The 13,675-nt window shown below is 70.0% G+C and carries 11 protein-coding genes; 2 read left to right on the top strand and 9 right to left on the bottom strand.

The features are described from left to right. Position 1 precedes the first annotated feature (1 nt). Both ACWGI2_RS37915 and ACWGI2_RS37910 read right to left on the bottom strand, forming a co-directional pair. Positions 2 to 1,642 (bottom strand): ABC transporter ATP-binding protein, encoded by a 1,641-nt coding sequence (locus ACWGI2_RS37915; RefSeq protein WP_453700412.1) that lies wholly within the window; start codon positions 1,640 to 1,642, stop codon positions 2 to 4. Continuing rightward, positions 1,626 to 2,681, bottom strand: a complete 1,056-nt coding sequence (locus tag ACWGI2_RS37910) for a BMP family ABC transporter substrate-binding protein (protein ID WP_453700411.1) — start codon at positions 2,679 to 2,681, stop codon at positions 1,626 to 1,628. Before ACWGI2_RS37910 ends, ACWGI2_RS37915 begins: the two co-directional genes overlap by 17 nt. A gap of 343 nt (positions 2,682 to 3,024) precedes the next feature. Between ACWGI2_RS37910 and mtnA the strand changes: the two genes are divergently transcribed. Then, positions 3,025 to 4,083, top strand: a complete 1,059-nt coding sequence (gene mtnA / locus ACWGI2_RS37905; RefSeq protein ID WP_453700409.1) for an S-methyl-5-thioribose-1-phosphate isomerase — start codon at positions 3,025 to 3,027, stop codon at positions 4,081 to 4,083. Between the two features lie 223 nt (positions 4,084 to 4,306). Here mtnA and mtnC read toward each other — a convergent pair whose 3' ends face one another. The 7 genes from mtnC to ACWGI2_RS37870 all read right to left on the bottom strand — a co-directional run bounded on the left by mtnC (position 4,307) and on the right by ACWGI2_RS37870 (position 12,590). Then, positions 4,307 to 5,590, bottom strand: a complete 1,284-nt coding sequence (gene mtnC / locus ACWGI2_RS37900; RefSeq protein WP_453700608.1) for an acireductone synthase — start codon at positions 5,588 to 5,590, stop codon at positions 4,307 to 4,309. A 35-nt stretch (positions 5,591 to 5,625) separates the two neighbouring features. Beyond that, a complete protein-coding gene (locus ACWGI2_RS37895; RefSeq protein WP_453700408.1) occupies positions 5,626 to 6,210 on the bottom strand; it encodes a 1,2-dihydroxy-3-keto-5-methylthiopentene dioxygenase in 585 nt (194 codons plus the stop codon). A gap of 71 nt (positions 6,211 to 6,281) precedes the next feature. Then, positions 6,282 to 7,346: an LLM class flavin-dependent oxidoreductase gene (locus tag ACWGI2_RS37890; RefSeq protein WP_453700406.1), complete on the bottom strand. Its 1,065-nt coding sequence runs from the start codon at positions 7,344 to 7,346 to the stop codon at positions 6,282 to 6,284. A gap of 126 nt (positions 7,347 to 7,472) precedes the next feature. Continuing rightward, the gene (locus tag ACWGI2_RS37885) at positions 7,473 to 9,080 is read right to left on the bottom strand and encodes an FAD-dependent oxidoreductase (RefSeq protein WP_453399392.1); all 1,608 of its coding nucleotides are present in this window, start codon (positions 9,078 to 9,080) and stop codon (positions 7,473 to 7,475) included. 5 nt (positions 9,081 to 9,085) lie between these two features. Then, positions 9,086 to 10,633 carry a glycerol kinase GlpK gene (gene glpK / locus ACWGI2_RS37880; protein ID WP_453399393.1) on the bottom strand — a complete coding sequence of 516 codons (1,548 nt, stop codon included), beginning with the start codon at positions 10,631 to 10,633 and terminating at the stop codon, positions 9,086 to 9,088. Positions 10,634 to 10,696: 63 nt separating this feature from the next. Then, complete coding sequence (locus tag ACWGI2_RS37875) at positions 10,697 to 11,488, bottom strand: MIP/aquaporin family protein (RefSeq protein WP_453399394.1); 792 nt, start codon at positions 11,486 to 11,488, stop codon at positions 10,697 to 10,699. A 337-nt stretch (positions 11,489 to 11,825) separates the two neighbouring features. Then, the gene (locus tag ACWGI2_RS37870; RefSeq protein ID WP_453399395.1) at positions 11,826 to 12,590 is read right to left on the bottom strand and encodes an IclR family transcriptional regulator; all 765 of its coding nucleotides are present in this window, start codon (positions 12,588 to 12,590) and stop codon (positions 11,826 to 11,828) included. Between the two features lie 302 nt (positions 12,591 to 12,892). Between ACWGI2_RS37870 and ACWGI2_RS37865 the strand changes: the two genes are divergently transcribed. Further along, the coding region (locus ACWGI2_RS37865; RefSeq protein WP_453700404.1) for a homocysteine S-methyltransferase family protein at positions 12,893 to 13,675 on the top strand (783 nt) is incomplete at its 3' end.

The following is a 13,675-nucleotide window of genomic DNA, read 5'->3' as shown; positions in this document are numbered from 1 at the left end:
GTCAGGGGACCTCCTTCACGGGGGCGGGGCGGTCGTCGCTCTCGCGGGGAGGCGGGTCCGCGGCCGCAACCGCAGCCCCGGTGCCGGTGCCAGGCGCGGCAGACGCGGCAGACACGGCCTCCTGGAGGGCCCCGCCCGCCATGGCGAGGCCGAGGGTTCGCTCGTCCGCGTCCTCGCGGGCGTACTCCGCGGCCACCCGGCCCTCGTACATCACGAGGACACGGTCCGAAAGGCCGCGGATCTCGCTCAGTTCGGCGGAGACCAGGAGGATCGCGTGGCCCGCGTCGCGGTGGGCGATCAACTGGTCGTGGATCGTCTGGATGGCGCCGATGTCGACGCCACGCGTGGGCTGCTCGACGATCAACAGGGGGGAATCGTGGGCGAGTTCGCGGCCGATCACCAACTTCTGGAGGTTGCCGCCCGACAGCGAGCCCGCCGTGTGGCGTGACGAGGCCGCCTTGATGCCGAAGCGCTCGATCAGGACCCGCGCGTGCTCGCGGAGCCAGGACGGGCGCAGGAGGCCGTGCCCCCGGTGATGGCCCATCGCCAGGTTCTCCGCGATCGTCGCGGCCGGCGCCGTACCGACCGCCACACGATCCTCGGGGACGTACGCGAGACCCGCCGCGCGGCGCCCCGCCGCCGACGCGTCCGTGATGTCCTGGCCGGAGAGCGTGACCCGCCCGGAGGAGGGCGGCCGCAACCCGGCGATCGCCTCGACCAGTTCACTCTGGCCGTTGCCCGCCACTCCCGCGATGCCCACGATCTCGCCCGCGCGGACGGAGAGCGAGACCGCGCGCACCGTCTCCGCCTCCGTCGACAGGGAATCGACGAGAAGGACCTCACTGCCCGGCGCCCCCGCCGGGTGCACGCGGTCCAGTTCCACCGCTCGCCCGGTCATCGCCGCGGCGATCCCGTCCGCGGTGGTGTCCGCGGTCCGCATGCGTGCCGCGACCCGGCCGTCCCGCAGGACCGTCACCGCGTCGCTGCCCTCCATCACCTCGCGCAGCTTGTGGGTGACGAGGAGGACCGTGCGCCCGTCGTCCGCGAGGGACCGCAGGACACCGAACAGGCCGTCGGCCTCCGCCGGGGTCAGGACCGCCGTCGGCTCGTCGAGGATCAGCGTACGAGCGCCGCGGTAAAGGAGCTTGAGGATCTCCACGCGCTGGCGCACACCCACCGGCAGGTCCCCGACCTTCGCCGCCGGGTCCACCGCGAGGCCGTGCTCATCGGCGAGCGCACCCACGCGCCGCAACGCCTCGGCCCGGTCCGTCAGACCGAAACGGCGCGGCTCGGCGGCGTACACGACGTTCTCGGCGACCGTGAAGGACGGGAAGAGCTTGAAGCTCTGGTGCACCATGCCGAGCCCCGCCGCGATCGCCTCGCTCGGGCTCGCGAACGTCACCTCGCGCCCGTCGAGCAGGATCTGCCCGGCGTCCGGCCGCTGGAGTCCGTAGAGCACGGACATCAGCGTCGACTTGCCCGCGCCGTTCTCGCCCATCAGGGCGTGGATCTCACCGCGCGCGACGGTCAGGTCCACCCGGTCGTTGGCGAGGGTGCCCGGGTACTCCTTGGTGATGCCGCGGAGTTCGACGGCGGGGGAGGCGGCCGTGGGGACCACGGTGGACTCAGGCCGCGGGGTCATCGACCTTCAGCTTCCCCGCTACGATCTCGTCCCGCAGCGACTCGACGCGCTTGAGCACGTCCTTGTGGTCGGCGATCAGGCACTTGGAGTCCGCGACACCGGGCTCAAGGCCGGTCAGCGACATGCCGCCCTCCTTGAGGCCGTACGACACCGTGGTGCCGCCCTTGCCCTTGAGGATCTGCGCGATGCCCTTCTCGACGGCGACATCGGTCTTCTTCAGTACGTTGTCGACGACGACCCCCTGGTTGCCGACGCACTGGTTCGCGTCGACGCCGTACGCCTCGAAGCCCTTGGCCTTCGCGGCCTGGAAGACTCCGGTGTTGCCGCCCGCGGCGGCGGCCAACACCTGGTCGACCCCGCCGGAACCGAGCGTGGCCGCCTGGTCCTTGGCACGCGCCGCGTCATTGAACGGCGACTGCCCGCCGACGAAGAGCGTGCGGGACTTGACCCCCGCCTCCACCTTCTTCGCACCGGCCGCGAACGGCTCGCTGTAGCGGCGGAACTGCGGGGTGTCGAGGACGTCGACGGCTCCCACCTTCTTGCTCTTGGTGAGGAGACCGGCCTCGGCGCCCGCGAGATACACCGCCTCGTGCTCGCGGAAGACCGCGCAAGTGACGTTCTTGTACGTCTTCTTCGTGCACGCGTCGACGAGCAGGAACTGCTGCTCGGGGTGCGCCTCGGCCTGCTGGGCCGCGATGTCGGCGAACTCGAAGCCGACGAGCGCGATGACATCGGGCGCGGAGTCCACGGCCGACTGCACGTTCTGCTGCTGCGAGGAGGTGTCGCTGCTCTGGAAGACCTTCGGCGCCCCGGCACCCTGCGCCTTCGCCGCCGACTTCACCCCGCTGACGGCCAGCTTGAGGAACTCGTTCTGCGCCACGGGGTCGGGCGTGACGAGCGTGAACGACTTGGCCCCCTTGTCGCCGGTGGAACCGCCCTTGCCGGCGGCCGCGTTGCAGCCGGTGGCGAGGAGGACGGCACCGACTGTGGCGGCGGTGGCGGCGGTGATGCGCAGGGAGGTACGCGTGGAGAGAGACATAGGGGAGCGCCTTCTCGAAGGTGCCTGGTGAGCCCAGGCCGTGGCGGGGAGTCGGACGGTGCGGAGCGGCGTCGCTCAGCGGCGGCAGGAGCGACAGCGGCACATTCGGCCGCCGCCGACGGCCACGGCGGGGCAGCGCATGACGTCCGTGCCGTTGCTGGCGTCGCGCATGGCCGTCCTCCTCGCACCGTGGGTCGATCCGTCCTGGGTGGCGGTGAGGGTAACACCGGATTTCGGACAGCCGCACGAACGTCTCGAAATATGGTTCGAGCACGTCAGGTACGGTGACGGCACCCCTCCCCGCATGGCCACAAACGCCCCTGTTTCCCCGGAGTTGAGCACCATGACGAGCCAGGATCTGCGCGCTGTCACCTGGACCGAGACCGCGGAGGGCGGCGCCCCGTCCCTCTCCCTCATCGACCAGACGGCGCTCCCGCACGCCCTGGAGCGCCTCGACGTCACCACCGTCGACCAGCTGATCGACGCGATCGTGCGGCTCGTCGTCCGCGGCGCTCCCGCGATCGGCGCGGCCGGCGGGTACGGCGTCGCGCTCGCCATGGCCCAGGGCGAACGCGAGGGCTGGGACCGCGCGCGTCTGGACGCGGAGGTGGCACGGGTGCGTGCGGCGCGGCCCACGGCCGTGAACCTGATGGTGTGCGTGGACAGGGTCGCCTCGCTGATCGACGCGGGCCTTTCGGCGGTGCTCGCGGAGGCGGACGCGATCGTGCGGGAGGACCTGGAGGCGAACCATGCGATGGGCGCGTACGGAGCTGACTGGTTGGTCAAGCGTCTGCCGGTGTCCGAGGACCGTCCGCTGAGGATCCTCACCCACTGCAACACGGGCGCGCTCGCCACGGCGGGCTGGGGCACGGCGCTCGGGGTCATACGCGAACTCCACAGCCGTGGCCGCCTGGAGACCGTGTACGCCGATGAAACCCGCCCCCTGCTCCAGGGCGCGCGGCTCACCGCGTGGGAACTGGTCCAGGAGGGGATACCGCACTTCGTCCAGGCGGACGGGGCGGCGGCGGGCACGATCCTGCGGGGTGAGGTGGACGCGGCGATCGTCGGCGCGGACCGGATCGCCGCGAACGGTGACACGGCGAACAAGGTGGGGACGGTGGGGATCGCGCTGGCGTGCGCGTACGCAGGCATTCCGTTCATGGTGGCCGCGCCCACCACGACGGTGGACCTCGCCACGGCGACGGGTTCCGAGATCCACATTGAACTGCGGGGTGAGGATGAGGTGTTGGAGTGGTCCGGTGTCCGTACTGCTCCGGCTAGGTCGCGGGGCCACAACCCCGCCTTCGACGTGACGCCGGGCTCACTGGTGACGGCGCTGGTCACGGAGCGGGGCGTGCTGGAGGTCGCCGGGGGCGAGTTGCCGTCGACCGGGCTGAGCTAAGAGCAATTCCTTCCCCACCCCGCCCCTTCCCGAAAACCGTGCCTGCGCCCCGGGCCTACCTGGGGCTCCGCCCCAGACCCCGTACAAGATGGCCTCAAACGCCGGCCGGGCTATCTCTAGCCCGTCCGGCGTTTGAGGACGAACTCGGCGAAGCCGGTGATTGACGGCAACCAAGGCCCCCGCGCCAGAGCGGGTTTTCGGGAAGGGGCGGGGTTGGGGAAATTCAGCCCCGCGTCAGCTCCAGCTCCAGCAACCACTCCACCACCTCAGTACGATGCCGCGCCTCCCGAGGATCCGCCCCCCAGACATAAAGCCCGTGCCCAGCGACAACCACCGCAGGCATCCCAGGCTGAAGCGCCGCCTCAAGCCGATCCCCGAGCACCCCCATGTCCTGGCTGTTCTCAATCACCGGCAGCGTCACAGCAACCTCATGCGTCCCGTGCCCAAGCCCCTTCAGCATCTCCAGATCCCGGAACGCCACACCGCCCGGCTTCCGCTGCCCCATCGCCACAGACGCCACCGTATGGACGTGGACGACAGCTCCCGCCCCGGTGAGCGCAGCGACCCGCGCATGCAGTGCCGCCTCCGCAGAGGGACGCCCCGCGCCCAGCGCCGCACCGGACGCGTCCGTCAACACCACGTCCGCGGAGGTGAGTTCACCCTTGTCCCGCCCACTCGCCGTCACGGCCAGCTGAAGCGGCGTACGCGAGAGGACCACGGACAGGTTCCCGGACGTACCCCGCATCCACCCGAACGAAGCGAAGCGCGCGGCCTCGGCAGCGAGGACAGCCCCCGCCTCCTCCAGATCCACCTCCGACTCCGACGCGGCAGACCCGAGCCTGATCTCATCGAAGGCCGAAACCTCCGCATGCCCGCCCACCCCAGCGGCGAAGTACGGCTCCCCGGCCCGCCGTACCCCCACGGTCCGCCACCCGGCGTCCCGCGCAGCGTCCAGCTCCCCGAGCCGGTCGGAGAGGAAGAGCGCGCGGCCGGGGTCCACCCCGACAGCGGCCGAAATGGCCCGGTAGGAGTCCGGCTCCTGCTTGGGGCCCGCGTTCTCGGTGTCGTAGAAGCCGCTCACGAGGTCCATCAGGGAGCCCTCGGGCGAGTACGTGAACCACGCCCGCTGCGCCGCCACGGACCCGGACGAGTACACGTACAACCGCACCCCGGCAGCCGCCCACCCCCGGAGCACGTCGATCACATCCGGGTAGAAGTGCGAGACCAGCTCGCCCCGCGCGAAGCCCTCCGCCCAGAGGATTCCCTGGAGCGTCTTGAGAGGAGTCGCCTTGCGATCGGCGTCGACCCATTCGGCGAGGATCTTCTCGACCCGCCCGGCATCCGCGTCCGGCTCACCGGCCAGTTCCCGCACCTGCGCGACGGCCCGCGCCACCTCCGGCTCATCGCCCCGCGAGGCGAGCAGCGCCCCGAAGCGTTCGCGCGCGTAGGGGTACAGCACATCCACCACGAACCCGGTGGCGCTCGTGGTGCCCTCGATGTCGAGCACCACGGCGTCGACGGAGCCCGCGTCGAACTGAGCGGTCACGCGACGTACCCCGCGTGGATCGCGTCGAAGTCCGGGAAGCGGTCCGCGATCGGGCTGCCCGTGAACGTGCCGATCCAGCCGTCCTCCTCGTGGAAGAAGCGGATCGCCGTGAACGAGGGGGAGGTGCCCATGTCGAACCAGTGCGTCGTGCCGCGCGGCACCCCGAGCAGATCGCCCTTCTCGCAGTAGACCGCGTGCACTTCACCTCCCACGTGCAGATAGAAGATGCCCGAGCCCGCGACGAAGAACCGCACCTCGTCATCGTCGTCGTGCGTGTGCTCGGCGAGGAACTTCTGCCGGGCCGCCTTCGCCTTCTCGGGCCACTCGGGGTCGTCGCTGGGGTGCAGCGCGACCACGTCGACCGTCTGGAAGCCCTCCTCGGCGTTCAGCAGGTCGATCTCCGCGCGGTACGCGGCGAAGACGGTGTCGCTGTCCGCGTCGGCGGGCACGTCATCGCGCACCGGCCACTGCTCGTAGCGCACGCCGATGGGGGCGAGCGCGGCGGCGATCTCGACCGGGTCCGCCGTGCGGCGTACGACGGTCTCGGGGCCGGACTCCGGCCAGGTCGTCAGGAGGGTCATGGCTCGCTCCAGAAGGGGACAAGGTGGGTACGGGGGATCGTAACTCCCCGGTCAGCAGACGTCAGCCGCGCTTACGCGCCGTCCCACAGCGTGGACGGCGCGGCCCCGCGGACCACCGGTGCGACCTCCTCCGCGAACCGCTGGAGCGTCTCGATCTGCTCGCTCCGCCCCAGGCCGAAGCCGTCCACGGTGACCGACTGCAGGTCGTGCCCGTACACCTCGTGCCAGCCGAGGATCTTGTCGATGATCTGCTGCGGCGAGCCGATGAGCTGCGGCCCGTCGGCGATCGCCTCCTCGATCGTGCGGAAGGGCGTGTTGTAGCCCGCCTTCCCCTCCAGGTGCGGCTTGAAGGCCTGGCGCACCTTCGCCTCGTACAGCTCGCGGTAGCGCGAGACCGCCTGCTCCGCGGAGTCCGCGATGAGCAGTCCTCCCGAGCCCGCCGCGACGCGGGCGCGCGCGGGGTCGTGTCCGTACTCCTCGAACCGCTCGCGGTAGTGCGCGATCAGCTTCGCGTACGCGGCACGCGGCTGGACGGCGTTGGCGGTGAAGAGCGGATCGCCGTGCTTGGCCGCCAGATCAGGGGAGTTGAGGGACGTCGCGGAGCCGTGCCAGATCCGCGGTGGGCCCGCGTACGGGCGCGGGACCGTCGTCACGTCCTTCAGTGCGGGCCTGAACTCGCCCTCCCAGTCGACGTTCTCCTCGGTCCACAGGCGGCGAAGGAGCTCGTACTTCTCCTTCTGCAGATCCCACTGCCGCTCCTCGTCGAGTCCGAAGAGAGCGAAGTGCCCTGCCTCGGCACCCTTGCCGATCACCAACTCGACGCGTCCGCGCGAGATCTGATCCAGTGTCGCGTAGTCCTCGGCGACCCGCACCGGGTCGAGGATCGCCACGACGGTGACACCGGTCAGCAGCTTGATACGGGTGGTCCGCGCGGCGAGTGCGCCCAGCACGACCGTGGGGCTCGACGACAGGAAGGCGCCCGCGTGCCGCTCGCCCACGGCGTACGCGTCGTAGCCGAGTCGCTCGGCGGCCACGCCGACCTCGATCACGTCCGCCAACCGGTCGGCGGATGAAGAGAGTTGACCGGTCAGCGGGTGCGGGGCGTGACCGATGATCGACAGCACCTGGAACTTCATGGGCCCCACTCTTCCGGCGCCCTGTTGCACACGTATGTACGTGGTGTGGCAGCCCGGCCGGGTGGTACGCCGAAGGGGCGGCCCCCAGCGGGAGCCGCCCCTCGGTCAAGCCACTGCCTACTCTGCCTACTTGTTGTCGAGCACGTCCTGCACCTTGGCGCGGACGTCGTCCGTGTCCAGGCCGCGGATCGTCAGCGTCGTACGGCGGCGCAGCACGTCGTCCGCCGTCTCGGCCCATTCGTTGTCACGGGCGTAGACGACCTGCGCCCAGATCTCCGGGGCGTCCGGCGATACGCGCTCGGCGAGCGCCGGGTTCTCGTTCGCCAGGCGGGCGATGTCGAAGGAGAGCGAGCCGTAGTGCGTCGCCAGGTGCTTGGCGGTGTCGGCGGCCATGCGCGGGCCGGGCGCCGGACCGTCGACAAGGAGACGGTGCGCGACCGCGCGCGGGTTGGCGATGCCGGGCAGCGGCAGACGCTTCTGCAGCTGCGAGATCGGCTCGTAGTCGTCGCCGAGGGGGTGACCCGGCAGCGACTCCAGCTTCTTCATCACCGTACGGCCGATGTGGCGGAAGGTCGTCCACTTGCCGCCAGCGACGGACAGCATGCCGCCCGCGCCCTCGGTGACGACCGTCTCGCGCTTGGCCTTCGAGGTGTCGCCGGGACCGCCGGGAAGCACCCGCAGACCCGCGAAGGAGTACGTGATCAGATCGCGGGACAGCTGCTGGTCGCGGATGGAGAACGCGGCCTCGTCCAGGATCTGAGCGGTGTCCGCCTCGGTGACCTTGACGTCCGCCGGGTCGCCCTCGTAGACCTCGTCGGTCGTGCCGAGAAGCAGCATGTCCTCCCACGGCAGGGCGAACGTGATGCGGTACTTGTCGATCGGCGTGGCCAGCGCGGCCTTCCAGGGGGCGGTGCGCTTGAGGACCAGGTGCGCGCCCTTGGAGAGGCGGATGGAGGGGGCCGCGTCGGGATTCTCCATCTTGCGCAGGTGGTCGACCCACGGTCCGGTCGCGTTGAGCACGAGCCGCGCGTTGACGCCGAACTCGGCGCCGTCCATGCGGTCCTTGAGCTCCGCGCCCGTGACCCGGCCCTTGGTGAAGCGCAGGCCCGTGACCTCGGCGTGGTTGAGGACGGCGGCGCCGGCCTCGACGGCCGCGCGGACCGTCATCAGAGCCATGCGGGAGTCGTTCATCTGGTCGTCGCCGTACACGGCGACGGCCTTGAGGTTGTCCGTGCGCAGCTCCGGCACGTCCTGCGCGGCCTTGGAGGGCGAGAGCAGGTGGCCGACGCCGTCGCCGAACGCGGAAAGGGCGCTGTACGCGAACACGCCCGCGCCCAGCTTGGCGGCGCCGTGCGGGCCGCCCTTGTAGACGGGCAGGTAGAAGGTGAGCGGGTTCGCCAGGTGGGGGGCCACCTGACGCGACACCGCGCGACGCTCGAAGTGGTTCTCCGCGACCAGCTTCACCGCGCCGGTCTGCAGGTAGCGCAGACCGCCGTGGAGGAGCTTGGAGGAGGCGGAGGAGGTGGCGCCGGCGAAGTCACCGGCGTCCACCAGGGCCACCCGCAGTCCCGACTGCGCGGCATGCCAGGCGGTGGAGATGCCCAGGATTCCGCCGCCGATCACCAGGAGGTCGTACGTCGCCTTGGAAAGCTGCTCCCGGGTCTCGGCGCGGCTCGGGTGGGAACCGGCAGCCGGATGCGTCCCGAGGGCAGGGACGCTCTGCAGGGTGGTCATGTTGATTACTCCTCGCCACTTTCGTCGAGCCAGCCCATGGAACGTTCCACGGCCTTGAGCCAGCTCTTGTACTCACGGGCGCGGGTGTCCGCGTCCATGCGGGGGGTCCACTCCGCCGCCCGGCGCCAGTTGGCGCGCAGCTCGTCGGTGCCGGACCAGAAGCCGACGGCGAGACCGGCGGCGTAGGCGGCGCCGAGGCAGGTCGTCTCGGCCACCATCGGGCGCACCACCGGTGCGTCGAGGAAGTTCGAGAGCGTCTGCATCAGCAGGTTGTTGGAGGTCATGCCGCCGTCGACCTTGAGGGCCGTGAGCTCGACGCCGGAGTCCTTCGTCATGGCGTCGGTGATCTCACGGGTCTGCCAGGCCGTGGCCTCCAGGACGGCGCGCGCGATGTGCGCCTTGGTGACGTACCGGGTCAGACCGGCGATCACACCGCGGGCGTCGGAACGCCAGTACGGGGCGAAGAGGCCGGAGAAGGCCGGTACGAAGTACGCGCCGCCGTTGTCCTCGACCGACGACGCGAGCGTCTCGATCTCGGCGGCGGAGTTGATCAGGCCCATCTGGTCCCGCATCCACTGCACGAGCGAACCGGTGACGGCGATGGAACCCTCGAGCGCGTAGACCGGCTTCTGGTCGCCGATCTGGTAGCCGACGGTGGTCAGCAGGCCCGAGTAGGAGTTGATGGCCGACTCGCCGGTGTTCATCAGCATGAAGGTGCCGGTGCCGTACGTGGACTTGGCCTCACCCTTGGCGAAACAGGTCTGCCCGAAGAGGGCCGCCTGCTGGTCGCCGAGCGCGGAGGCGACGGGGATGCCGGGCAGGACGTCGCCGAGCTTGCCTCCGGTGACCTCGCCGTAGACCTCGGCGGAGGATCGGATCTCGGGGAGCATCGCCATCGGCACGCCGATGGACTCGGCGATCTTCTCGTCCCAGCGCATCGTGTGCAGGTTCATCAGCATGGTGCGCGAGGCGTTGGTGACGTCGGTGACGTGCTTGCCGCCGTTGACACCACCCGTCAGGTTCCAGATGACCCAGGAGTCCATGGTGCCGAAGAGGATGTCGCCCGCCTCGGCGCGCTCGCGCAGGCCCTCGACGTTGTCGAGCAGCCAGCGGGCCTTCGGCCCGGCGAAGTAGCTCGCCAGCGGCAGGCCCGTCTCACGGCGGAAGCGGTCCTGGCCGACGTTGCGGCCGAGCTCCTTGCACAGGGCGTCGGTACGGGTGTCCTGCCAGACGATGGCGTTGTGCACCGGCTCGCCGGTGTTCTTGTCCCAGAGCAGCGTGGTCTCACGCTGGTTGGTGATGCCGATCGCCTTGATGTCTTCGTGGGTGATGCCGGCCTTGGAGATGGCGCTCGCGACGACTTCCTGGACGTTGGTCCAGATCTCGGTCGCGTCGTGCTCGACCCAGCCCGGCTTCGGGAAGATCTGCTCGTGCTCCTTCTGGTCGACCGAGACGATCCGGCCGTCCTTGTCGAAGACGATGCAGCGGCTCGATGTGGTGCCCTGGTCGATCGCGGCGATGAAGGGCCCGGCGGTGTGTGCGTCGGTGGTCACGGTGTGCTCCTGATTTCTTGCTCGGCGGTCTGTCTCAGGCGGTCATCGGTAGCTGTCGCGGTCCTACTTGAACGCGATGTTGTAGATACCGCCCGCGATGGCGCCGCCGATCAGCGGGCCGACGATGGGCACCCATGCGTACGTCCAGTCCGAGCCGCCCTTGTTGGGCAGCGGGAGCAGGGAGTGCACGATGCGCGGACCCAGGTCACGGACCGGGTTGATCGCGTAGCCGGTGGGGCCACCGAGCGAGAGACCGATGCCGACGACGACGAGCGCGGTGATCAGCGCACCGAGGACGCCGATGCCGTTGCCGTTGTCGTTCAGGCCCTGGGTGAGGATCGCCAGGACCAGCACGACGGTGGCGATGACCTCGGTCAGCACGTTCTGCGCGTAGTTCCGGATCTCCGGACCGGTGGAGAAGATGCCGAGCACCGGACCGGCCTTGGGCGCGGCCTTCTGGTCGACGAGTCCCTCGTCCACCGGCTGCGCGGCGAGGATCGCCGGGTCGGTGAGGTGCGCCTTGAACTGACCCATGTACGTGAGCCAGACCAGGATCGCGCCGATGATCGCGCCGAGCAGCTGCGAGCCGAGGTAGAGCGGAACATTGCTCCACTTGGTGCCGCCCTCGATGGCGAGACCGATGGTCACCGCCGGGTTCAGGTGGGCGCCTGACACGCCACCCGCCAGGTAGGCGCCGGTGAGCACCGCGAAGCCCCACCCGAAGGTGATCGCGAGCCAGCCGGCGTCCTTGGCCTTGGAGGCCTTGAGCGTGACGGCGGCGCAGACGCCACCGCCGAGCAGGATGAGTATGGCGGTACCGATGGTCTCGCCGATGAAGATGTCGGAGCTGGACACCCGCGACTCCTTTGTCCTTCGTCCAGGGGAAGGCGAACCCCGGGTCCCTCCGGTGGTCCGCGACCTCAGGTGAGGTCGTTGCCGGCCCTTGGCCTTGTCACACTCTAGCGCGTAATGCCGGTAGGTGTTCGACAATGCCGACCGATGGACGCGAGTCTCACCCCGGGGTTACCAGCCCGTCAAGAGTTCCGTTATTGAAAACACGATCGTTATTGATCGTTCCGGGTTATCGGTCGTGGCGGGGGTCGCCACGGGGTGAAAGCCGTTCACCGATGTTCGCGCAGAAGAGTGCCCCCTGCATGTTGAACAGGGGGCAGAGACGTTCGGGGGCGAGGGCCTAGAAACGCCCGGCGCCAAGGTCCCGCGACACGGCGCGCGCGCAGTCCCGCACGGCCGCGATCAGGTCGGGACGCAGCTCCCCGTCCTTCTGGACCCGTTCCACCGCACCGGTGATGCCGACCGCGCCGACCGGCATGCGGCGCCGGTCGTGGATGGGGGCGGCCACGGAGGCGATGCCCTCCCAGGTCTCCTCGATGTCGGCGGCGTACCCGCGCGCGCGGGTCATGTCGAGGACGCCCTCGAAGTCGTCCGGGTCCACGACGGTGCGGGTGGTCAGGGCCGGCCACTCGGCCTCCGCGGCCTCGCTGTGCGCCACCGGGTCGTAGGCGGCGAGCACCTTGCCCAGGGCCGTGGAGTGCAGCGGCTGCATGGCCCCCACCTCAAGGACCTGGCGGCTGTCGTCGGGCCGGAAGACGTGGTGCACGATCAGGACGCCCTGCTGGTGCAGGACGCCGAGATAGACGCTCTCGCCGCTGGACCGGGCCAGGTCGTCGGTCCACACCAGGGCGCGGGCCCGCAGCTCGTGCACGTCCAGGTAGCTGTTGCCGAGGCGCAGGAGCTCGGCGCCGAGCTGATAGCGGCCGGACGCGGACTCCTGCTCGACGAAGCCCTCCGCCTGGAGGGTGCGCAGAATGCCGTGAGCCGTGCCCTTGGCCAGGCCAAGGGCGGACGCGATCTCCGAGAGGCCGAGCCGTCGCTCTCCGCCCGCGAGCAGCCGCAGCATCGCGGCCGCCCGCTCGAGCGACTGGATGTTCCGTGCCATCGCAGCCCCCTCCTCCGTCCCCTCTGAATCCAACGTTCGACAATGCTGAACACTATCGGTCGTTGTCGACCTCCCGCGACAGAGCGGCAGGCTGTGTTTCTGGCCGGATCTCGCCGACTCCCCGCAGGATTCTCGCTGTTCCCCGCCGTGCGCCGCGCCACGCCCCCGGGAGGGGCCGGACCCGCCGGGCGTCCGCCTTGTGAACACTCGCGCGCTGTGGACCTTCGTCCCGTTACCCTGACCGAGTGCGCCTTCCTCCGAAGCGCAAAGCCGACAGCCGTCGCACCTCAGGGAGCTCTTTCATGGCCTCGTTGCCGACCCCCTCGACCGGTTCCTCGAATGCCTCGAACGGAACCCGAGCCGATGCCCTCCGCGAAGCCCTCGCCACCCGCGTAGTGGTGGCCGACGGTGCGATGGGCACGATGCTCCAGGCGCAGGACCCGACGCTTGAGGACTTTCAGCAGCTTGAGGGCTGTAACGAGATCTTGAACGTGACCCGGCCGGACATCGTGCGCTCGGTGCATGAGGAGTACTTCGCGGTCGGTGTCGACTGCGTGGAGACGAACACGTTCGGCACGAACTTCGCCGCGTTGAGCGAGTACGACATCCCCGAGCGGAACTTCGAGCTGTCCGAGGCGGGGGCTCGTATCGCCCGTGAGGTGGCCGATGAGTTCACCGCGTCGACGGGCCAGCAGCGCTGGGTGCTGGGTTCGATGGGTCCGGGCACCAAGCTGCCGACCCTGGGCCATGCCCCCTACACGGTGCTGCGTGATGCCTACCAGACGAACGCCGAGGGCATGATCGCGGGCGGTGCGGACGCGCTGCTGGTGGAGACCACGCAGGATCTGCTGCAGACCAAGGCGGCGATCCTGGGCGCCCGCCGGGCCCTGGAGGCTACGGGTGCGAATCTGCCGGTGATCTGCTCGGTGACCGTCGAGACGACGGGCACGATGCTGCTTGGTTCGGAGATCGGCGCCGCGCTGACCGCCTTGGAGCCGCTGGGCATCGACATGATCGGCCTGAACTGCGCGACGGGTCCGGCGGAGATGAGCGAGCACCTGCGCTATCTCGCCCGCCACTCGCGG

The organism is Streptomyces sp. NPDC054866 (assembly GCF_053610745.1).
This window is presented reverse-complemented; position numbering and strand designations above follow the sequence as displayed.

Bases quoted from the DNA above. Each gene is read 5' to 3' on its own strand.
- ACWGI2_RS37870 (WP_453399395.1), bottom strand. From the start codon at position 12,590: ATGGCACGGAACATCCAGTCGCTCGAGCGGGCGGCCGCGATGCTGCGG.
- ACWGI2_RS37885 (WP_453399392.1), bottom strand. From the start codon at position 9,080: ATGACCACCCTGCAGAGCGTCCCTGCCCTCGGGACGCATCCGGCTGCC.
- ACWGI2_RS37890 (WP_453700406.1), bottom strand. From the start codon at position 7,346: ATGAAGTTCCAGGTGCTGTCGATCATCGGTCACGCCCCGCACCCGCTG.
- ACWGI2_RS37895 (WP_453700408.1), bottom strand. From the start codon at position 6,210: ATGACCCTCCTGACGACCTGGCCGGAGTCCGGCCCCGAGACCGTCGTA.
- ACWGI2_RS37915 (WP_453700412.1), bottom strand. From the start codon at position 1,642: ATGACCCCGCGGCCTGAGTCCACCGTGGTCCCCACGGCCGCCTCCCCC.
- mtnA (WP_453700409.1), top strand. From the start codon at position 3,025: ATGACGAGCCAGGATCTGCGCGCTGTCACCTGGACCGAGACCGCGGAG.
- ACWGI2_RS37910 (WP_453700411.1), bottom strand. From the start codon at position 2,681: ATGTCTCTCTCCACGCGTACCTCCCTGCGCATCACCGCCGCCACCGCC.